Consider the following 20,693-nt stretch of genomic DNA (forward strand, 5'->3'; position numbering starts at 1 on the left):
AGCCATGATCACGATCGAGGATATCAATGATTGCTGGAATCGAATTGGCGTAGAAGGCAATCAGACTTGCGAGCGACTGGCGCAGGTGACGCATTGCCACAATTGCTCTGTGTATTCGGAGTCCGGACGGCTTCTGCTCGAACGTGACGTGCCGATCGATTATGTTCAGGAATGGACAACGAGCATTGCTGAACGCGGATCAGCTTTAAGCGATCGATCAACGGAAGAAATGCTGTCGTTGATTCTGTTTCGACTGGGACAGGAGCAGTTTGCAATTTCGATCCGATCGCTGCAAGAAGTGATTCGTCCGACTCGAATTCATAAGCTGCCTCGGCGGAGCGATCGGTTATTTCTGGGATTAACCAATGTTCGGGGTGAAGTTCTGCTCTGTGCATCCTTGCGAGAGTTTCTCAATCTAGAAGCTGCTGCGTCTTCGGATGACAATCGAATGCTGATTGTCGGCACGTCTCAGCGGAAATGGGTGTTTCCGGTTGATCAAGTGCATGGCATTCATCGTTATCCGCTGCGCCAGATTCAAGCTCCACCCGTTGTGATCACAAAGACAAATGCAGCCTATACCCAGGGCATTGTGATCTGTAACGATCAAAAGGTGAACTATCTGAATGCAGAATTGCTGATTGATACGCTCGATCGGAGATTGCTATGAGCTATTCAATGCGCGATCTGTTTCGGCAAGAAACCCAAACTCAAGTCGATCGCTTAAAACAATCCCTGACTGCTCTCCAACAACAACCCGATCTAATTCATGAAATTGAGAAGGCGTTGCAATCGATTCGGACGATCGTGGGCGTTGCTCATTTGATTGAGTTCGATGCTGCAACTCACTTAGCAGAGGTCATTCAGTCTTGTCTCACTGCGGCTCATGCTGGTCAGCTTTCTCTCACCCCTGACAAGATTGAGTCATTGCTGCATGGCTGTACTTTATTGCTCCAGATGGGTCAGCTCGATCCGGCAAACTCAAAACAATGGTTGTTCAATCACGCTGAGGATTTAGCGAAAACGCAAACTTTGATCGATGATGGCTACCATGTCGATCGCTCCCCTCAATTTGAAATCACTTCATTTCAGCCGGAACAACCCAAGTCGATCGCTTCTCCTGCACCACAAGAACAAATCGAAGTTATTAAAGAAACAGCCCCACCTGCACCTGCTCAGAACTTAATGCAGAGTGATCCAGAATTGATGGCATTGTTTCGGCAAGAAGTCGAGGCTCAAACTGCAATTCTTAATCGTGGGTTAGTTGCGATCGAAGCGACTCCAAATTCACTCCAAGAACTCGAAGCCTTGATGAGAGCTGCCCACTCGATCAAAGGAGCCGCCCGCATTGTGGGTCTAGATGTTGCAGTCGAGTTAGCTCATCAGATGGAAGATTGTTTCGTCGCTGCTCAAAAACAAACCCTCAGCTTAAATGCTGCCCAGATCGATGCTTTGTTTCGAGGTGTGGATTTAATTCAATCCATTAGCCAAACGCAAGATGTCCAGCAATGGTTCTCTCATCACCGCTCTGAACTAGAAACAATCCACCGATCGCTGTCGCTAGATCAATCCGAACCTATCCTAGCCCCACTCCCCACTCCCACTCCCCACTCCCCACTCCCCACTCCCCAACACGATCCCCCTGAACCTGAAAACACTGCCCAGCTCGATCGCGTCCTCCGGGTCAGCGCCGATAATCTCAATCGAATTGTTGGACTTGCCGGAGAATCAATGGTCGAAGCTTACTGGCTTCAACCCTTTGCCGAGTCATTGATGCAGATTCGCTCAAGACAGTTAGCCCTGTCTAAAATGCTAGAAGAACTTCAACAGTCTCACGAAATTGAAGCATTCGACCAATTACGCCAACAAGAGCGAGAATGTCGGAATTTATTGAGCGATCGCATCGCTGAACTCGGTGAATACATTCGTCGCACAGATAACCTCAGCGATCAGCTTTACCGGGAAGTCATTCAGTCGCAGATGCGCCCGTTTTCCGATGGAGTGCAAAGCTTTCCTCGCATGGTGCGAGACCTAGCGCGACAGCTTGGAAAACAAGTCAAACTCTCAATTCTCGGCGAAAACACAGCCGTTGATCGCGATATTCTCACCAAACTCGAAGCACCCTTGACTCATCTTTTAAGAAATGCTCTAGATCATGGCATAGAGCCTCCCGAAGATCGCATCAGTGCCGGAAAATCTCCCGAAGGCACCATTCAGCTTGAAGCCTTCCATCGGGGTGGAATGCTCGTCATTACAGTCTCCGATGATGGTCGGGGGATTGATCCAAATCAGGTACGGCAACAGGTAATTCGCCGTCGGCTTGCACCTCCAGAAGTTGCCCGTCGCATGACCCATACAGAACTGATGGAATTTCTTTTTCTCCCTGGGTTTTCGCTGTCTAAAAAAGTCACAGAACTTTCTGGACGCGGTGTTGGACTAGATATTGCAAAAGCGATGGCGCAGGAAGTCGGCGGTACTGTCCGCGCCATCGCTTCACCGGGAACCGGAACGAGCTTTCACTTTCAGTTACCGCTGACGCTTTCTGTAGTCCGAACCTTACTGGTCGAGGTTTCTAGCGAGCAATATGCGTTTCCTCTCTCTCGCATCGATCGTGTCCTCCGGCTCGATCGTGCGGAAATCTCCCTGGTCGAAAACCAGCCGTACTTTACGTTCAACGAGCAAAACATCGGTTTAATCTCTCTGGCTCAAGTGTTTGATTTACCCCACGCGCCTGCACTGCCTGATTCTCTTTGCGTGGTGATTTTGAGCTACCAATCTGCACAGTATGGATTAATCGTCGATCGCACGTTAGGAGAGCGAGAGTTAGTCGTGCGTCCGCTCGATCCGCGTCTAGGAAAAGTTCAAGATATCAGCGCCGCAGCGTTAATGACGGATGGCTCATTAATTCTGATTGTGGATGTTTCGGACTTGGTGCGATCGATCAACACATTGCTCGATGCGGGGCGACTCACGGCTCCGCGCCACACTGAAACCACAGAGCCGAAAAAGCGGATTCTGGTCGTGGATGACTCGATTACGGTGCGTGAAGTCGAACGCAAGCTGCTGGAGAAACAAGGCTATCAAGTCGATGTCGCGATCGATGGAATGGAAGGTTGGAACGCAGTTCGCAATCAGACTTATGATTTAGTGATTACAGATATTGATATGCCTAGAATGAACGGAATCGAGCTAATTCAGCAAGTTAAAGCTAGCCCGCATCTACGATCGACTCCGGTGATTGTAGTGTCTTATCGCGATCGAGAATCTGATCGACTGCAAGGACTCGAAGCGGGAGCGGATTATTATTTAACTAAAAATAGCTTTCAGGATGACTCTTTGATTCAGGCAGTCGTTGACTTGATCGGGCAGTAAGCTATGAGAATTGCGATCGTCAATGATATGAGCTTAGCCGTGGAAGCGCTGCGACGAGTGTTAATGCAGGCTCCTCAACATCAGGTTGCTTGGATTGCCTACACCGGTGCAGAAGCGGTACAAAAATGCGCTCAGGATCAACCCGATTTGATTTTAATGGATCTGTTTATGCCAGAAATGGACGGCATCGAAGCGACGCGGCAAATCATGCAGCGATCGCCCTGTGCCATTCTGGTAGTGACAGCAGATGTGGAGCATAGTTCTGCAAAAGTGTTTGAAGCAATGGGACATGGCGCACTCGATGCTGTCAATACACCCATTCTCAGCAGTTCAGGAACGCCCGAAGATGCACGGTTACTGCTGTCAAAGATCAAAACCATTGGCAAACTGATTGGGAAGACTGAGTTCACTCCCATCCAGTCACGATCGCCCTTAGTCGTCATTGGGGCTTCAACAGGCGGGCCAAAAGCCATTGTCACAATTCTTGCTCAATTGCCACCCGATTTTAGCGCTGCGATCGTGATTGTGCAGCACGTTGATGTGCAGTTTGCGATGGGAATGATTGATTGGTTAGATCAACAAACCGCGCTCCCTGTCAGCAAAGCCATGAGCGGCGATCGACCCACAAAAGGTAAAGTCTTATTTGCTTGTAGCAATGATCATCTCTGTTTGCAATCGAACGGAACCTTAGCTTATACGCCCTATCCAACCGATTATCCTTACCGTCCGTCCGTCGATGTCTTCTTCAAAAGCGTGGCACAATATGGAAAAGATCAAGGTGCTGCTATTTTACTCACAGGTATGGGGCGGGATGGAGCAGAAGGATTGAGAACATTGCGTCAGCGAGGCTGGTACACGATCGCTCAAGCTGGGGAAAGCTGTGTGGTCTATGGAATGCCCAAAGCCGCGATCGAGCTAAATGCGGCTGTGGATGTGCTCAACCCTGACGCGATCGCTACTGCCTTACTGCACCGTTTCCATTGATCATGAGTATGAGCGATCCCATCACAGTTCTACTCATTGACGATCAAGCGATCATTAGCGAAGCCATCCAAAAGATGCTGGCTCCTGAAGCAGATATTGCCTTCCACTACTGCAACAATCCACTTTATGCGCTGAAAGCCGCAGCACAATGCAATCCTACTGTGATTTTGCAGGATCTAGTGATGCCTCAAATGGATGGATTATTGGTGGTGCGATTTTTGCGATCGCAAGATGCCCCGACTGCGGATGTGCCCCTGATTGTTCTATCTAGCAAAGAAGAACCCCTGATCAAGGCTCAAGCTTTTGAACTGGGTGCAAACGATTATTTAGTGAAGTTGCCCGATCGGGTTGAACTGATTGCCCGGATTCGCTATCACTCCAGAGCCTACAATAACCTCCGCAAGCGCCAAGAAGCCGAAGCCCAACTGCGCGATGAGAACCTGCGTCAAGCACAGTACATTGAGCAAGTGAATAAGCTCACCAAAGCAGCCGTCTCGGTTGAAGAACATACCTTTAAGCCCGAAGATTTAAGCGAAGTCAGCGATCGCAACGATGAACTTGGACAGCTATCGCGTGTGTTTGTTCAGATGGTCGGCACGGTTAACACTCGCCAGGAAGAACTCAAGCGGCTGAATGAATCTTTTGCCCGTTTCTTTCCGTCTGAGTATCTGCGCTTTCTCCGCAAAGAGTCTGTCACCGAAGTGCAGTTGGGCGATTATGTCAGTAAAACAATGGCGGTAATGTTTAGTGACATTCGATCGTTCACGACGATTTCAGAATCGATGTCGCCGCAGGATAACTTTAACTTCGTCAATGCTTATCTCAAGCGTGTCAGTCCAGAAATTCGCAATCACTATGGCATTATTGTCAAATTTCTCGGTGATGGCATGATGGCAGTGTTTCCAGAAGGAGCAGACGATGCGGTGGCGGCTGGAGTCGCGAAACAGCTTCGGGTACAAGAATACAATGTTGAGCGAATGGCACGGGGAGATTTGCCGGTTCAAGTTGGCATCGGAATTCATGTTGGACACATGATGTTGGGCATGGTTGGGGAAACGAATCGGATTCAAGGCGATGCGTTTTCGGATACCGTCAACCTCACCTCTCGGCTGGAAGGACTGACCAAATACTATGGGGTTTCGATGTTAATCTCTGGACAAACCTTAGAGTATCTGAGTAATCCGGGGCAATATCAAATTCGCTTTCTCGATCGAGCGATCGTCAAAGGACGCAACGAACCAATCACGGTGTATGAAATTTTAGATGCGGAGACAGAAGAAAATCGGTTGCTGAAGCGGCAGACTCAGTCCATATTTGATCAGGGGATTGAGTGTTATCGAGAAGCGAAGTTCGATCAAGCAAAACGCCATTTTGAAGAGGTTCTAAAGACAAATCCTAACGATTACACGGCACAACTTTATGTTGATCGGGTAACGGAATTGCTCGATCGAGGAGTTCCCAAAGACTGGACAGACGCTTGGACATTTGATGAAAAGTAAATTTGATGAAAAGTAATCTGTGCAATATCCTACTCTGTGCATATGCAGAGTTCCTTTTCAACAAATTTCACTGATTTTTTGTACCAATGGTGAATTTTGACATAGGATACAGTCAATCTGTATATGGACAAGTTTGAATAATGAACGTTTTAGCGAAAGTTGAGACTGGAAACGACGTGAATGAAAATGACTTTACAACTTATCTTGATCCGACTCTAATTCAGTCGGCGCGGCTGATTTATGAAACCTATTTTGCCGTCCATCCTGAGATCGATCGTCCGTTGGGCGTGGCGATTAATCGAATTACGCATCGCGGCAAAATCATTTTTTCGGGCAAGCCAGTTTTACTACCTCAAGAATGTTTTGTGCCGTTTGAATTAATCGAGTAAAAATCACAAGAGAAGGGCACGAATTTCAGCTCGATCGAGTTAAATGAAGTCTGCCCTGATGCTTGCTGAATGTATGGATCTTCTTGCTGTCCCGGCTCTGGTTTTGGTGTTTTTTGTGGGTGCCTCGATCGGGAGCTTTCTGAATGTCGTAATCTACCGCTTGCCTGCGGGACTCTCGCTGATTTATCCGCCGTCGCGCTGTCCCCACTGCCTCACTCGCCTGCGAAAACGCGAGAATATTCCTGTGTTCGGTTGGCTACGCCTGAAAGGAAAATGCGCTCATTGTAAAAGCTCGATCGCACCCCGCTACCCGCTCATCGAAGCGATCACGGGCATTTTATTTGTCATCGTGTTCTGGATTTTCGGCATCTCGATCCAAACGCTTGGATACTGGACATTTCTCAGTTGGCTGCTTGCACTGGCGATGATTGATCTCGATACGATGACGTTACCAAATCCATTGACGCAATCGGGATTAGTGTTGGGGTTGGTGTTCAGCACGATCGTTGGCTTTTTAAGCGGCGGCATCGTCGGCGCAATTGGGGGATTCATTACGGCTGTAATCGGCGCGATCGTCGGAATTTGGCTATTGGATCTCATTGCGATCGTCGCTTCGATGATTCTGGGACAAACAGCCATGGGAGCCGGGGACTCGAAGCTAATGGGGATGATCGGCGCGTGGCTGGGCTGGCAGTTGATGCTGATCGGGGGATTTTTGGCGTGTTTGACGGGGGCGATCGTGGGAATTGCCGCGCTAAAATTGGGGCGATTATCGCGTCGTCAAGCGATGCCGTTTGGCCCGTTTCTAGCGCTGGGCGCGGGTTTGAGCTTGTTTTATGGTCAAGCGATGCTATCGAGCTACCTGCAATTATTTGCCCTCTGATTTCTCCGGACAGCAGGATCAACAAGAGCGGTAAAATGAGGCTTGATTAGCGTGAATTTAAAGGCAACGGATGCGTATCTCTCTCAATTGGCTGCGGGAACTGATAGATATTTCAATGACCCCGGAGGCGTTGGCGGAAAAGCTGACGATGGCGGGGTTTGAGGTCGAAGACATAGAAGATCGACGCACTTGGGCAGATGGAGTCGTCGTTGGGAAAGTGCTGACGCGAGAACAGCATCCGAATGCCGATCGCTTGAGTGTTTGCACAGTCGATATTGGCGGTGAAAGTCCCTCTCAAATCGTTTGCGGTGCGGCAAATGTCCGAGCCGATATTTTTGTGGCAGTGGCAACGCTTGGAACTTACTTACCGAATGTTGATCTAAAAATTAAGCCTGCCAAGCTCAGAGGCGTGGAATCCAAAGGGATGATTTGTTCTTTGTCGGAACTGGGTCTGACTAAAGAATCAGAAGGTATTCACATCTTTGATGAGACTGTGACGGGCGCGTTGCAGCCGGGAATGGATGTGCGTCCGCTGCTTGGATTAGATGATGCCATTTTAGACTTGACTTCGACCGCAAATCGGGCTGATGCGCTTAGTCTAGTGGGCATTGCGCGAGAAGTCGCAGCGTTAACAGGCGGAACGCTGCGACTCCCGCAACCTGCCGCACCGCAAGTCGAGCAAAATCGCTCTTTGTCAATCAACATCAGCGATGCTCAAGCTTGCCCGACCTACATCGGAACGATGATCGAGAACGTCAAGATTGCACCGTCGCCGTTGTGGTTGCAGCGTCGATTGTTAGCATCAGGAGTACGATCGATCAACAACATTGTCGATGTGACCAATTACATCATGCTCGAATGGGGTCAACCGCTTCATGCGTTTGATCTCGATCGTTTGATTCAAGTCGCTGGAAGTGATCAAATCGAAATGGGTGTGCGATTTGCACGATCGGGCGAATCGGTGAAAACGCTCGATGGTCAAGACCGCAAACTGCAAGAGCAAGCCTTGTTAATCACGGTGAACGACAAGCCGACGATGTTAGCAGGGGTGTTTGGCGGAGAAGAAACAGAAGTCAGCGATACGACTCAGAATGTACTGCTCGAGGCGGCGATTTTTGATTCTGCGGCAATTCGTAAATCGGCACGATCGCAAGGCTTGAGAACTGAAGCATCGGCGCGGTATGAGCGCGGGGTCAACTGGGCAGGACTGGAAACCGCTTGCCGTCGAGCGATCGAACTCATTCTCGAAACGGCAGGCGGAACGGTCACAGCGCAAAGCACGATCGACCATCGACAAGGTACTTTAACGAGAACGATCGAGCTTCGCTTAGAGCGCGTTCGCGAAGTGTTAGGTATGGTCGAACTCGATGAGGATTTAGGCGAACTCCAAGCGAGTGATATCGAACGCACCTTAACGGCTTTGGGCTGTGAGTTGCAGTCGAACGGTTCAGAAACCTGGATTGTGACTGTTCCGCCTTATCGCTATCGGGACTTAGAGCGCGAGATCGATTTGATCGAAGAAATTGCGCGGCTTTATGGATACAACAAGTTCACAGATACTTTGCCGGATAAGACTGAGCTAGGGTATTTGTCGATCGATCAGGTGATTAAGCGCAAAGTTCGCGAAGCATTCCGAGCCGCAGGTTTAACCGAAGTGATGCACTATTCCTTGGGTAAACCTGGAGAAGAACGTCAGGTTGTTCTGGCAAATCCGCTGTTTACGGAATACTCTGCCCTGAGAACTGATTTGATCAATGGCTTGATCGAGGCATTCCAATACAACTTAGAGCAAGGCAATGGAGCCTTGAACGGGTTTGAGGTGGGTCACATCTTTGCTCAAGAAGAAGAACTGATCGAATCTGAAGCGATCGCGGGCATTCTCGGCGGCGATCCGGCTCAGGGTAAGTGGGTACGTGGGGGTAAAGACCAGCCGATGACCTGGTTTGAAGCAAAAGGCGTTTTAGATAGCGTCTTCGATCGTGTTGGTTTAACCGTGGAATACCAGCCCGATCGTCGTGATGCTCGACTGCATCCGGGACGTACTGCTTCATTGTGGGTGAAAGGTGAACGCTTAGGAACCTTTGGGCAACTCCATCCCCAACTGCGTCAAGAGCGCGGATTACCGGATGAAGTGTATGTGTTCCAGCTTAATCTCGATGTCGTGATTCAACAGCTTGAGACGGACGAAGCAATGGTTTCGATCTTCAAGCCGTTCTCAACTTATCCCGCTTCCGATCGCGATATTGCGTTCTTCGCAGCGCGTGACGTTGCGGTGAGCGATTTAGAGCGCACGATCGTCAAAGCAGGCGGTAAGCTGCTCGAATCCGTGGAACTGTTTGATGAGTACATAGGTGATCGGGTTCCGGCGGGTCAAAGAAGCCTTGCCTTCCGGCTGGTGTATCGAGCGGACGATCGCACCTTGAAAGATGAAGATGTCGATCCGGTTCATCAGAAAGTGCGTGAAGCATTAACCGAGAAATTCCGCGTAGAACTGAGAAGCTAAGGAGTGAGATTGTGCCTAAATATGTGGTTTGGGGGAGCTATTGCGAAGATGTGCTAGAAAAAAGAGCACCATATCGCCAAGCTCATTTAGATGGACTCGCCAAACAAAAAGAAGATGGAATTTTGATTACGATCGGCCCGACCAAAGATGTAACTAAAGTGTTTGGGATTTACGAGGCTGAGAATGAAGCGATCGTGCGTGATTTGATTGAGTCTGATCCGTATTGGCAAAACCAAATCTGGACGGAATACGACATCAAAGAATGGATTCAGGCGATTTAAGCGACGATCGCTTAAAAGTTACCGTTCGACTTTTTCGCTGCGTTGCAAACTACTTGCAACGCAGCGAAACTGTATATCTGTAATTCTTACCGAACACTCCGCACTAAAAAGTTCGCCTGACCACAACTTCTTCGCGATCGTCGTAACACTTCTTCACTACAAGTCCCAGGCTTGCCATCTTTCGAGTAGCACACCAGCGTTTCTTGTAAAAACCGTCCTGACCCCGAACAACTCGGAGCAACACTGTTTGCTGTAAAACCAGGATTAGCCCTGACAAAATCCTGTTTAAACTGCGTCAAAGTCACACGAAATGGTTGAGTTGGGCGGACATAGCGATCGGGAATCGTAACACTCTCTTTGAACGTTTTTGACAATTGGTGGTATTGCACTTGAGATAGACCTGAACAAGTTCCATGCTTTTCCCATTCGTGACTGTATAGCTTTGAACTGGGATAAAGACCCGGAAACTGTTGCTGCATTCTTGGGTTAAATGCTTCGGTAGTGCAGTTTTGTGGATAGCCGCGATCGTACTGGGGCCACAACCCATGCAGGACAAAGCCTAATTGCCGTCCTGCGCCGCATTGTTGAGGATCGCGGTTGCCATTCGTTGCACAGTAATCCGGCGACCAAGAAAGCGCCATCACATAATAATCGAATTGTCCTGGAACATTCCGAGTTTGCTGAGCAGGTTTGGGACGAGAAGGACGTGCTTCTGAAATCCCTGGAAGGGCGCAAATTCCAGCCAGCAGTAGAGCTGGAATAATGGCTTTTTTGAACATCGCTTTTCTGAACACAAAGAGTCCTTGTAGAATCAATTAGAGCAATCTGAATTTCGGAGCTTGAGAAGCAAACCGAGATTATTGTAGGTTAAAGCCTTAGTCCGATCGACTCAAATCTTGCTCTGTTCCACAGTTGCGACAGTAGGGTAAGTGCTTGTAAGTTGGCTGGTGGCAGTTGTGGCACTCTAAATTTTGATGATAGCCACAGTGCGGACAGTAGTTTTCATTGTGCTTCAAGGTTCTCGTACAGTTAAGACAGCGAGACTGTTGCACTAATGCAGAAGGCGGGAGTTTAGTCCGAACGGCAATCTTTTGGAAGAGCTTGATCAGGGCAAATCCTGCGATCGGAATGAGCAAAATATAGGCATAGCTCACCAGAAACAGCAATCCACCAAAAATCGCGCTGATGATATCGAACAAAAACTTGAATAATGCACCAACTTGCAGAAATTCAAAGATTTTCAGAATCAGCGGGATAAAGAAGATGATCAGCAAATGCCAGCTAATCAGTGCAACCAGTCCATAGCGTCTCCGCTCCGCAAACCGGTAGACCAATCCTGCACCAATCAACAGAGGCACAAGGAACAAGGCTTGAAAGGCGAGCTGAATGCTGGGATACCAGAAGGATGCTTGTTTATATCCCCGCTCAACCTCAGAGAACGCGCCATCATTTCTAAGAAAATTAAAAAACTCAACGCTTTCAGGTTTTGTGACTAATTCCGTTCTAAGCTTGGCAATCTCTCCTCTCAGTTGAGCAATCTGCTGATTGTTTTGCTCGAGTTGTGCTTTAGCTTTCTCGGCACCCACATTATTAATCGATTGGTCACGATCTTGTCCTGCAATCTTTTCCAGCAGCGTCGAATCGTATTGAGCGCGAATGGTGCGATTAGAATTCTCCAGATTGCCAATGCTGTTTTGTTTTTGGTCGATCGTTTTAATAAGCTTCTGGTTTGTAGGATTATCAACCTTGTCTTTCAGTCCTCCAAACGCTAGACAAGTCGGTGAAACACTTCCTAATCTTCCCTGATTCGCTTGCTGATATCGCTCCTGAAATCCCACCGATCGCGGCGATGTTTCTCCTGGAAATATCTCAGGAGAGTTATTCACCACGGCGCTACGAACTCTCTCGAAATCTTTGTTCTGTGCGGTAGAAGTTCGATAGTCGCGCCACTCCGAATAGCAGGGATAAGCCTCATTCGGGCTGATTGTCCAATTACTAATATCATTCAGACCCGTAAACACATTAACTAAAATGAAAATATCGATCAAAATGATCACAATCAAACTCACTGCATTCAGTGGTTGTTTGTTGATCGATCGAGTTCGCGTAAAAAATTGTTGTAGCGATCGCCGAAATCTTCTCAACATAATCTGTCTCATCGCCTGAATCGGGGATTATTCAGGTGAAGTGGTTAGAACACATCCCCGTTGTGCTTTCTCTATCTAAAAGGAGATGCAGACCAAAGAGGATCGGCAATGTGACAGGTTTCTAACTTGCCTAAGATTCAGAAAAGTGCGATCGCCCAAATTTAATTTCGATCCTGATGGGAATCGTAGTGCTTTCTTGAAATTTTTCGGCTTAAAAAATCTCGTTTGATAATCTCATAAGCTTGTTTATAAATCTGGAAATCAGTCGGTTTTTCAGGCTCTGGAATACTCTGCGTTACCGTGTGAAAGGCTTGAAACAGAGCATTCAATCCAGCGATCGCATCTTCAAGCGGAATTGCAGCGTGAAACCCATCTTTGCTGAATCGAGTTGCATAGACAAGCTGATGACGCTGTGCCAATTTCTCTAGCTTGTTTTCATGCACCAGTCGTGACACCTCGGTTATATTTGCACCGATTAATCGAGCTACTTTAGTTGCTGTTTCTTCGTCGGGGTTGCTTTGCTTGAGGCAAATCCACCCAAATCCCGCCCGCGAAATATTTACCTCTCTTGCAAGCTGGCTCATATTCGTCTGCGGATTTTCCTCTAAATACTGCAACACAAGCTGACCAAAAGCAGAGCACTCATCAGAATTTAGCTTTAATGAATTCATATTAATATCCAATCATTCCTATTGAGTACAACATCGAAACGAGTGTACTGATGTTCAGCGTAGGAATCCGGCATCAAAGCATCATCTGTCTATCGTGTCTATCTTAGGGCTTCGTTAGACGCATTTGGGGATCACACCACAGACTGGTGAATTGCGATCGCGCAACCTCTTTACTCTTAAGTAAAAGCACTCCGATTACTTAAGAAGAGAAGGAGGTAAATGTGAGTTTTTTTCAACAAGGGCGTAGATTTTTAACCGCGATCGCGCTCGTTCTTCTGTTAACACTAACAACCGCATGTGGTGGGACAGCAACGGCAAAACAACCCCCCGCTCAAGCGCAAAGCGATCGCACCAGTAGCTATGGACAACTTGCCTATGGCAATTCGTCTGCGGGTCAAGACTTTGGTACCTGGGTGATCAGTGCCAGTAAAGGCTTGATCAAGGATGCTTATGTGCGGGACAACAACAAGCTAGGGGTAGTGATTTCGCCTCAAGTTCGACCCAACGAAGTGAGAGACTTAGCTCGATCGCTGGCTCAAGGCTTCCACAAGAATTTTCCGAATCAAGATTTAACAGTTTTAGTTTATGCGCCTGATAAAAAGCTGATTCTGACTGCTCAATATGATGAGCAATCGAAGCAGATCCAGTATCAAGCTGGTTAGTAATTAATTGTGATTTGACTTAGGAGATAAAACAATGACAAGTAGTGATGCATACAAGCGTCAGGTGATGCAAGACTTAGCAGGCGGAAACAAAGAAAGCCTGGGAGATACAGACAGTTCGCAGGACTATCAAAACTTTGATGATTTTGCTCAAAGAACAACCCGCGATCAGCGCCATCAATTGTTCCAACGGTCTTTCCATCCCGATCGAGTCCCCACTCAGCAAATGGAACCCGAATTGCAAAAAGCGATCGCGCAAATTCAACCGAACGAGCGCGATGATGTTGCGCGTGAGTTCTTCAGCCATCTGAAAAAACGCGGTATTCACGATCGCGATTTAGAACATCAGCTGGGTCTTTCGACCCACCATCCTAGCCGGATGAGCGCGGATGATGTGAGTAAGCTAGCGAGTTTTGCGTACCACAACCATCCCGATATTTTCCAAGAAGTGTTGGCAGATCAGCCTGCGTTGGTGAAGTTTCTGAGTAATCCAATGGTAGGGGCAGCCCTCGGCGCGATCGCAGCGAAATGGTTCGGTCATCGCTAATCCCAATTCGATCCCCGAATCTATAACGATTCTGGTTGAGTTGTGAGCGCTAAAAATGAGCGCTAAAAAGAGTAGGGAGTAGGGATGTTGAAAAGGAAACGGCACTCTACTCCCCACTTCGCGACTGATTGAAGATCGTTATCTCTCTCAAGGTGGATAAATTTTCTATTGATCAATGCCTCCTTTAGCTGATGAGTTTGTCATTCAATTTAGTGTTAATTGAGTCTGTACGAACCTGTTCATTAATCAATCTCATTTTGGAATTTAAATATTATGGTTTTAGGTCATCAAAGCACCCCTATGAGCAACCACAAAAGAGCAGTTGGAATCTTCTCTAATCGCCGAGATGCAGAAAACGCGCTGCATGAGCTGAAGGCTTCAGGATTTAATATGGATCACGTTTCTGTGATTGCTCGTGATGCAGATCACGACAAGAACATTGCAGGCGCAGAGACAACCAAGCGCATGGGCAACAAAGCGGACAAAGGCGCAGGTGTTGGAGCCGTATCTGGCGGCGCATTGGGTGGCTTAACAGGCTTGCTCGTCGGCTTAGGAACTCTGGCGATTCCGGGCGTAGGCCCGATTATGTTGGCGGGTGCAGCCGCAACCACGCTGGCAACCGCAGCCGCAGGAACCGCGATCGGTGCAGCATCGGGTGGATTGCTTGGTGGCTTAGTTGGACTCGGAATTCCTGAACGTGAAGCTAAGATCTACAACGATCGCGTTCAGCAAGGCGACTATCTTGTGGTTGTGGATGGCACAGACGAAGAAATCCGACGTGCTGAAACAATCCTCAATCACCAAAATGGACTGCACGACTGGGCGGTTTATGATCAGCCCACGAATACTCATCAGGCTGCTGCCACGCCCGCAATGATGCCGCTCGAAAGCAGTGCCGCCTTGACCGATGCCCCGGTCGCAACCCAAAAGCGAGTTGAGACAGCGGCTCCGGTCGTCGCTCCCACCAGAATGGAAACGCCTGCAACACCCCTTGTCGATCGCACTCCTGCAACCGATGATGAAGCGGTTCGCTTGTACGAAGAACGCTTGATTGTAGACAAAGATCGCAATAAGACTGGAGAAGTCGCAATCGGTAAGCACATTGAAACCGAAACTCGTCAAGTCTCGGTTCCGATCGAGAAAGAGCGGGTTGTGATCGAGCGGATCACTCCGACCAACACAGAAGCGGTGGCAGGAAGCGATGCTTTTAGTAACGCAGAAATTCACGTAGAAGTGTACGAAGAAACTCCCGAAATTCAGAAGGAAGCTTTTGTGCGTGAGGAAGTGGTTGTTCGCAAGGAAGTGGTTCAAGAAACTCTTGCCGTCGAAGAAACCCTGCGTCGTGAAGAAATCGATGTCCACACCGAAGGCGAAGCGATCGTCGATCGTGATCTAGACCAACGTTAAATCAACATCAGGAGCGGGAAAGAATGCTCTCGCTCCTTAGCCAATTATTTTGTAAAGTCATGAAAAAAGTTACTCTTCTTTTCCTCAGTGGTCTGTTGGCTATTAGTACCGCAGCTTGCGGCCCTGCAAAAACGAGTAGTGAAGCACCTGATACCACCACAACAGCGCCAGACAGTCAAAACGTAGACAAACCTGCTGCACAAGCGAGTCAGAATGATGCGACTGACGAAACTCGCAGAAAGCAACTGAATTCCGATATTCGATCGCGGGAGCAGCGCAATCAAGCGATCGGCGATCCAAATGTAAGGGATGATAGTGACCTCGCGAGCGAAGTGCGATCGAAGCTCGAAGCCAATCTGCCAAACAGTGCATTAGCAGTAGATGCGAAAGATGGAAAGGTTACAGTGAGCGGTACAGTTGTGGATCAAAGCCAACTCGGTAAAATCGGCACTTTAGCTAGGCAGATTAACGGGGTCAAAGCCGTTGAACTCAAAGTTAAAACCAAGCAAGCAGCAAAGCCAGACGCTCCCAATCCTGATAGCAAAAACATAACGCAGGATCATACGACTAATAAAAACTAAACGCTTTTAGTCAGCAGCCCAGTGTTTCTAATACTCTGGGCTGTTCAAGATTGTTCACTAAGAATGATGGAATTGCCCTTTACAGCAGTCATCATTGTTAATTAAAGTTCTGCAATCTAAATTGATGGCACCCTCTAGCAAACCCACCCACAATTCTTTAAGCACCCGCAAAAGCAGCGCTGCAAACGTATTCGACTTCGGAAGAACGATCGCCCAAGGCTCGATCGGTTGGATCGGGCGTTTAAGCAGACGTGCAGGTCATGTCTTAGATTTTGTCGGGAACTTTCCACTCCTGCGAAATCCCATTGTCAGACGGTTCGCAGGTGTTCTGAAGCTAGAATGGCTGATTGGAATTAGCAATCAAGTTGACCTCGAAAAAGCCGAGGAAGCAGCGAAAAAACTTCAACGCCAATTTCCCGATGAAACTGCGGCGCAGATTGCACATCGTTTAATTGTCAAAAAAGCAGTACAAGCTGGAAGCACAGGTTTTGTCACAAGTATCCTTCCAGGGTTTGCAACAGCATTGTTAGCGCTCGATCTCGCTGCAACCACGGCACTACAAACTGCATTAGTGTATGAGATTGCAGCCGCTTACGGATTGAATCTGCGGGAGCCGGAGCGCAAAGGAGAAGTATTAGCAATTTTTGGTTTAGCGCTGGGTGGAAGCAATGCTTTAAAGGCAGGCTTAAGATTCTTGCGAAATGTGCCGTTTGCGGGAGCCGCGATCGGAGCTAGCACCAATGCGACGATTCTTTACTCCTTGGGCTATGCTGCCAGTCGATTTTATGAAGCAAAGCTGGCAAACAATGAACCCCAAACTGAAATACTCCAACGCATTCATCAGCAGAGCGAAAACTATCTCAATCTCGCCATCAATCAGCAAGCCATCATGGATCAAGTTCTTGCACAGATGCTGCTTGCTAGCTATCCAGGAAAAACCTGGGAGTCAATTCTTCCAGACTTGAAGACCCTACAGCTAGAACCTTCTTCGCTTAAAACAATCGAGACAAACCTACGATCGCCTCAACCGCTCGGCGCATTACTTGATCAGTTAAACTGCGATTTTGCTGCACCTTTGCTGGCTCAGTGTCGCCGCATTGCCGAAAGCAAAGACGGCATTTCTCCTCAAGAAGCGGAGGTGTTAAGTGCGATCGAGCAGCGATGCAACGCCCAACCTTTAAACGAAGTAGGACTTGCTACTTAGTACGGTGAGAGTACGTAAATCGATTTACGTACTCTCACCGTACTGCTTACAAATAATTAAATAATTAATCGTAATAACAGTGTTATTAAGGAAAATTTTTGAAATAGAGTGAAGCAATACCCTGCTTTTGCGCTGTTCGCAACTGTATTTTATTATTCTTCCATTATCCAAAATACTACTATTGAACTGTTTTAGCTTGATCTTGCTTTTATAATTCAGGACGATGCGATTTGGCAATCTACTCCGTTGAATTTCGGTCTTCTTTACAAAGAATTTACAGTAAGAAAAAGATAACGCTAGAGATCGCTTTAGGCTGGCGTTAAACCTTGCACTGTTAGATTAATTCTTATACATTGAACCGCATCAAGGTTGTGTCGCTTACTCATAGAGATAAGCTTGCTCAGGGCTGCAGGGGTGCGATCGAAGAATTTGAAAGTAAGAGTATCAGACAGAGCGATCCCTCATACATACAGCGGGTCTATTCCCTAGTGTCTGGATTGAACTTATGCCCAACTATGCCCAAACTTGGAGCGCAGAATTGTAAGCAAGGATCGCTCCCGCCATCTCAGATGGACTTCTACCATTTCGTACACGTACATTTCCTGACGAAGTGCTATGACATTGACTCACACGCTAAACAACATCCAAGTCGTTCGTGACCCTTTTCCCTACATCATCATCGATAACTTTCTAGACGATGACTTGGCTCACCAAATCGAGCGGAACTTTCCGAAGCCAGAGGAAATGCCACGTCACTCCCCAGATTATGGATTGCTAGATGGTTGGCACCTCAATCCCCGCCACCAAACGATCGTTCAACGCGCAAGCTCAAGAAGCTTGTTCAAGCTGCTTGAATCTCCAGAATTCAGGAAGTATATGCAAGAAGTTTTTGGGGTAGAGCAACCCTTATTCTGCGATCCGCTCTATCAGGGTGCCGGATTTTTAACCGCGAAAAAGGGGGGCGTACATAAAATCCACCGCGATCGCAATCGTCACTTAAACACCCACTTCTACCGTCGTCTCACCCTGCTCACTTACTTCAATCGAGGATGGCAACCTGGGTATGGCGGCGAACTGAACTTATGGGATAGGAAAATCAAGCAAAACGTGGTGATCGAGCCATTATTCAATCGCTGCGTTGTCTTTGAAAATACAAGATATGCTTTTCACAGTGTTTCTGATGTCACTTTGCCAGCGGGAATGACTCGTAAGGCAATCAATTTTTACTACTACACCGAACTTCCTGCGCCCGAAGAGCGCCATACACACATTCACGATACAGAGTTCTTTGCTGCTCCTGGAGAGAAGCTACAGTTTTGGAAATATGTAGCACTCACGCGCTTTCCGATCCTTTTGATTGATACTGCAATCAATCGCAATGAAGCGGCTGCTAGATTTTTACAAAAGACCGGACTACGATCGCTATATTTACGCACAGCCGCAGCAACATTAAAGATAGTTTCTCCGAAAAAGTATCAGAAGTTGCTCAAATCTAGCAGGTGGAACTTGTTCCAGAAGCCAGACTATCGATTGATCGAATATTGGAAGCGATACAACAATCAAGAAACTTTGCGAGATGGCTCAAAGCCCTAGAACTTTGAGGCTTTAATGCTGCTTAGAAGGGCGATCGCTCTAGTCCAAGCCTGATCGCCCTCTTTATCCTTAACCCAGCAGATTTTTCCGAGCGCGTTCCTGCCGCGATTCGGCTTCGTCCATCAGTTTGGCAAAGTCCTCGATCGCTTCTCCCGGATAATTCTCGAACACACGAGTCGAAAGCGAAATTCGTCCTCGCCCTTCATCCAAATCGACAATCATCGCTTTAATCACCTGTCCGACTTGCAGCAGCGAGGGAAGGGATTCGATGTAGTTCTTACTAATTTGATTGATGTGAAGTAGACCCGTTGTGCCATCAAATTCGGCAAACGCACCAAACGGCTTGAGACTGGTAATCGTTGCTTCGACCAGTTGACCCACTTCTAACTGGCTGAAGTTTGCCGCTCGTGCTGCCAGACGATTTGACAAAACGATTTTGTTGCGATCGCGATCCAGTTCCAAAAACGTCGCAGATAGTGTCTGCCCTTTCAGCGCATCGAGATTTTCGCGCTCGACTAAGTGCGATCGTGGAATAAAGCCTCGTAATCCTTGCACATCAACGGTAACACCACCTTTATTTGAGCCAGTCACCCGAACCTGTAAACTCTGATTGGTTGCCTGCAAATCCGCAAGCTGTTCCCAAACTTTCTGAAGTTCAAGCTGACGCAGAGAAATGGTCACGCGCCCATCGGCATCCTGTTCGCGCACAATGACGAATTCTCGCTCCTCATCCAACGGCAGCACTACTGACACATCCGTCACCCGTCGCACACTCGCTTCTTCGATCGGCAAAAACGCCGGAGATTTTCCTCCGATATCGACTAAAGCACCATCGCTTTCATAGCTAAACGCTTTACCCGTCACTCGTTTCCCCTTTTGAAACTCGTAATCGTGCTGCTCTAGAGCTTTAGCGAAATCTTCCATCGAAAAGGAAGCATTAGTCGATCGATCTGGCATTTCTACTGATTCCTGAAAAATACGATCGCCACTTAACTGGCTTTCTAATTCTAGTGCCTTAGTCTCGAAAATAACGTCTTAACTTGTTCCCAAGCATCCGCCGCCGCAGTTGAATTGTAGTCCGATCGCTGATCGCAAAAGAATCCATGTCCTGCGGGATAGCGAAAGACGCGATGATCAACGTGATGCTCTTTCAGCGCGGCTTCAATTTGGTCGATTTGGTCGATCGGGATCAGTGGATCTTGTGTACCGAAAAAAGCATACAGCGTTCCTTTAATTTCTGGCGTTCGAGCGATCGTTGGTTCTCCCCCGCCCGGTGTCATTGTCGCAATTCCCGCACCATAGAAGGAAGCGGTCACCTTGACTTCGGGCAACGTTGCTGCCAGATAGGCAACGTGCCCACCGAAGCAAAACCCGATCGTGCCCACTTCGTTAAAGCCTTTGGTTTGCAGAAACGCGATCGTCGCGCTCAAATCGCTCAGCAATTGATCCGCTGTCGTTTGATCCTTGTGAAATCGCCCAAGCTTGGTGCCTTCCTCGCTATATTCCACCTCAAATCCGGGTGCAGTTCGCTGAAAAATCGCGGGCGCGATCGCCAAGTAGCCCGCTTGCGCCAATCGCTTTGTCACTGCTTGAATATGCGAATTCACCCCGAAGATTTCTTGAATCACAATAATGGCAGACGATGCGGAAACATCCGGTTCGCTGATGTAGGCATCAATATCAAGCGAACCAGTTGAAAGTTTGATCCAGGAGGAATTCACGATCGCGTCTCACAACCCAACACTCTGTATTCTGAACGAAAAACGCAGCTCCAGATCGACGAAAATAGACCGTTCTAACTTTAACTACCGTGACAAATTCAAAAGAGCGATCAAAATATCGCAGGCTATACTGTCTCTATCAGGGTCAGCAGAATTGATGTCAAGCAGATAAAGTTGAGTTTATAGAAGCGGAAGTGATTGAGGAATAATGCGTTCTGATTTCAGTACGACCGATCGCAACCCCGAAGAAGT

General features: G+C 47.9%; 19 protein-coding genes. 14 read left to right on the forward strand and 5 right to left on the reverse strand.

Annotated features, from left to right (window positions below):
* Positions 1 to 4: 4 nt before the first annotated feature.
* From H6F51_06140 to H6F51_06175, 8 genes are all read left to right on the forward strand, one after another.
* Complete coding sequence (locus tag H6F51_06140) at positions 5 to 667, forward strand: purine-binding chemotaxis protein CheW (protein MBD1822077.1); 663 nt, start codon at positions 5 to 7, stop codon at positions 665 to 667.
* Positions 664 to 3,369, forward strand: coding sequence for a response regulator (locus H6F51_06145; protein MBD1822078.1), 2,706 nt, complete (start codon positions 664 to 666; stop codon positions 3,367 to 3,369). The genes H6F51_06140 and H6F51_06145 overlap by 4 nt, the downstream gene beginning before the upstream one ends.
* A 3-nt stretch (positions 3,370 to 3,372) precedes the next feature.
* The gene (locus tag H6F51_06150; protein ID MBD1822079.1) at positions 3,373 to 4,353 is read left to right on the forward strand and encodes a chemotaxis response regulator protein-glutamate methylesterase; all 981 of its coding nucleotides are present in this window, start codon (positions 3,373 to 3,375) and stop codon (positions 4,351 to 4,353) included.
* Between the two features lie 8 nt (positions 4,354 to 4,361).
* Positions 4,362 to 5,852: a response regulator gene (locus H6F51_06155; protein ID MBD1822080.1), complete on the forward strand. Its 1,491-nt coding sequence runs from the start codon at positions 4,362 to 4,364 to the stop codon at positions 5,850 to 5,852.
* 140 nt (positions 5,853 to 5,992) lie between these two features.
* Positions 5,993 to 6,241, forward strand: a complete 249-nt coding sequence (locus H6F51_06160; protein MBD1822081.1) for a hypothetical protein — start codon at positions 5,993 to 5,995, stop codon at positions 6,239 to 6,241.
* 73 nt (positions 6,242 to 6,314) lie between these two features.
* Complete coding sequence (locus H6F51_06165; GenBank protein MBD1822082.1) at positions 6,315 to 7,124, forward strand: prepilin peptidase; 810 nt, start codon at positions 6,315 to 6,317, stop codon at positions 7,122 to 7,124.
* Positions 7,125 to 7,194: 70 nt separating this feature from the next.
* A complete protein-coding gene (locus H6F51_06170; GenBank protein MBD1822083.1) occupies positions 7,195 to 9,627 on the forward strand; it encodes a phenylalanine--tRNA ligase subunit beta in 2,433 nt (810 codons plus the stop codon).
* Between the two features lie 11 nt (positions 9,628 to 9,638).
* Entirely contained in the window at positions 9,639 to 9,908 is a 270-nt protein-coding gene (locus tag H6F51_06175; GenBank protein MBD1822084.1) for a YciI family protein, read from the forward strand.
* A gap of 86 nt (positions 9,909 to 9,994) precedes the next feature.
* Here H6F51_06175 and H6F51_06180 read toward each other — a convergent pair whose 3' ends face one another.
* The 3 genes from H6F51_06180 to H6F51_06190 all read right to left on the reverse strand — a co-directional run bounded on the left by H6F51_06180 (position 9,995) and on the right by H6F51_06190 (position 12,726).
* A complete protein-coding gene (locus H6F51_06180; GenBank protein MBD1822085.1) occupies positions 9,995 to 10,687 on the reverse strand; it encodes a ribonuclease in 693 nt (230 codons plus the stop codon).
* Positions 10,688 to 10,783: 96 nt separating this feature from the next.
* On the reverse strand, positions 10,784 to 12,055 hold the full coding sequence (locus tag H6F51_06185; GenBank protein ID MBD1822086.1) for a hypothetical protein: 1,272 nt from the start codon (positions 12,053 to 12,055) through the stop codon (positions 10,784 to 10,786).
* Positions 12,056 to 12,216: 161 nt separating this feature from the next.
* Positions 12,217 to 12,726, reverse strand: coding sequence for a hypothetical protein (locus tag H6F51_06190; GenBank protein MBD1822087.1), 510 nt, complete (start codon positions 12,724 to 12,726; stop codon positions 12,217 to 12,219).
* Positions 12,727 to 12,947: 221 nt separating this feature from the next.
* Between H6F51_06190 and H6F51_06195 the strand changes: the two genes are divergently transcribed.
* The 6 genes from H6F51_06195 (at position 12,948) to H6F51_06220 (ending at position 18,720) form a co-directional block, all read left to right on the forward strand.
* On the forward strand, positions 12,948 to 13,388 hold the full coding sequence (locus H6F51_06195) for a hypothetical protein (GenBank protein ID MBD1822088.1): 441 nt from the start codon (positions 12,948 to 12,950) through the stop codon (positions 13,386 to 13,388).
* Between the two features lie 34 nt (positions 13,389 to 13,422).
* A complete protein-coding gene (locus H6F51_06200) occupies positions 13,423 to 13,935 on the forward strand; it encodes a hypothetical protein (protein MBD1822089.1) in 513 nt (170 codons plus the stop codon).
* A 273-nt stretch (positions 13,936 to 14,208) separates the two neighbouring features.
* Positions 14,209 to 15,342, forward strand: coding sequence for a DUF2382 domain-containing protein (locus tag H6F51_06205; GenBank protein MBD1822090.1), 1,134 nt, complete (start codon positions 14,209 to 14,211; stop codon positions 15,340 to 15,342).
* Positions 15,343 to 15,401: 59 nt separating this feature from the next.
* Positions 15,402 to 15,923, forward strand: coding sequence for a BON domain-containing protein (locus H6F51_06210; protein MBD1822091.1), 522 nt, complete (start codon positions 15,402 to 15,404; stop codon positions 15,921 to 15,923).
* A gap of 124 nt (positions 15,924 to 16,047) precedes the next feature.
* On the forward strand, positions 16,048 to 17,127 hold the full coding sequence (locus H6F51_06215) for a hypothetical protein (GenBank protein ID MBD1822092.1): 1,080 nt from the start codon (positions 16,048 to 16,050) through the stop codon (positions 17,125 to 17,127).
* Positions 17,128 to 17,742: 615 nt separating this feature from the next.
* Positions 17,743 to 18,720: a 2OG-Fe(II) oxygenase gene (locus tag H6F51_06220; protein MBD1822093.1), complete on the forward strand. Its 978-nt coding sequence runs from the start codon at positions 17,743 to 17,745 to the stop codon at positions 18,718 to 18,720.
* Positions 18,721 to 18,789: 69 nt separating this feature from the next.
* On the opposite strand, the gene H6F51_06225 is transcribed toward H6F51_06220, so the two are convergent.
* Both H6F51_06225 and H6F51_06230 read right to left on the reverse strand, forming a co-directional pair.
* Positions 18,790 to 19,677, reverse strand: a complete 888-nt coding sequence (locus H6F51_06225; protein MBD1822094.1) for a S1 RNA-binding domain-containing protein — start codon at positions 19,675 to 19,677, stop codon at positions 18,790 to 18,792.
* Between the two features lie 50 nt (positions 19,678 to 19,727).
* Positions 19,728 to 20,441: a dienelactone hydrolase family protein gene (locus tag H6F51_06230; protein ID MBD1822095.1), complete on the reverse strand. Its 714-nt coding sequence runs from the start codon at positions 20,439 to 20,441 to the stop codon at positions 19,728 to 19,730.
* Positions 20,442 to 20,693 lie beyond the last annotated feature (252 nt).

This window comes from Cyanobacteria bacterium FACHB-DQ100 (assembly GCA_014695195.1).
In the GTDB taxonomy this organism is placed as follows: Bacteria; Cyanobacteriota; Cyanobacteriia; order Leptolyngbyales; family Leptolyngbyaceae; genus Leptolyngbya.

Excerpts from the sequence above, each read along its gene's own strand:
- H6F51_06225 (MBD1822094.1), bottom strand. The coding sequence starts at position 19,677 with ATGCCAGATCGATCGACTAATGCTTCCTTTTCGATGGAAGATTTCGCT.
- H6F51_06215 (MBD1822092.1), top strand. The coding sequence starts at position 16,048 with ATGGCACCCTCTAGCAAACCCACCCACAATTCTTTAAGCACCCGCAAA.
- H6F51_06210 (MBD1822091.1), top strand. The coding sequence starts at position 15,402 with ATGAAAAAAGTTACTCTTCTTTTCCTCAGTGGTCTGTTGGCTATTAGT.
- H6F51_06150 (MBD1822079.1), top strand. The coding sequence starts at position 3,373 with ATGAGAATTGCGATCGTCAATGATATGAGCTTAGCCGTGGAAGCGCTG.
- H6F51_06190 (MBD1822087.1), bottom strand. The coding sequence starts at position 12,726 with ATGAATTCATTAAAGCTAAATTCTGATGAGTGCTCTGCTTTTGGTCAG.
- H6F51_06170 (MBD1822083.1), top strand. The coding sequence starts at position 7,195 with ATGCGTATCTCTCTCAATTGGCTGCGGGAACTGATAGATATTTCAATG.
- H6F51_06200 (MBD1822089.1), top strand. The coding sequence starts at position 13,423 with ATGACAAGTAGTGATGCATACAAGCGTCAGGTGATGCAAGACTTAGCA.
- H6F51_06220 (MBD1822093.1), top strand. The coding sequence starts at position 17,743 with ATGACATTGACTCACACGCTAAACAACATCCAAGTCGTTCGTGACCCT.
- H6F51_06145 (MBD1822078.1), top strand. The coding sequence starts at position 664 with ATGAGCTATTCAATGCGCGATCTGTTTCGGCAAGAAACCCAAACTCAA.
- H6F51_06205 (MBD1822090.1), top strand. The coding sequence starts at position 14,209 with ATGGTTTTAGGTCATCAAAGCACCCCTATGAGCAACCACAAAAGAGCA.
- H6F51_06155 (MBD1822080.1), top strand. The coding sequence starts at position 4,362 with ATGAGCGATCCCATCACAGTTCTACTCATTGACGATCAAGCGATCATT.
- H6F51_06185 (MBD1822086.1), bottom strand. The coding sequence starts at position 12,055 with ATGTTGAGAAGATTTCGGCGATCGCTACAACAATTTTTTACGCGAACT.
- H6F51_06160 (MBD1822081.1), top strand. The coding sequence starts at position 5,993 with ATGAACGTTTTAGCGAAAGTTGAGACTGGAAACGACGTGAATGAAAAT.
- H6F51_06180 (MBD1822085.1), bottom strand. The coding sequence starts at position 10,687 with ATGTTCAAAAAAGCCATTATTCCAGCTCTACTGCTGGCTGGAATTTGC.
- H6F51_06165 (MBD1822082.1), top strand. The coding sequence starts at position 6,315 with ATGGATCTTCTTGCTGTCCCGGCTCTGGTTTTGGTGTTTTTTGTGGGT.
- H6F51_06140 (MBD1822077.1), top strand. The coding sequence starts at position 5 with ATGATCACGATCGAGGATATCAATGATTGCTGGAATCGAATTGGCGTA.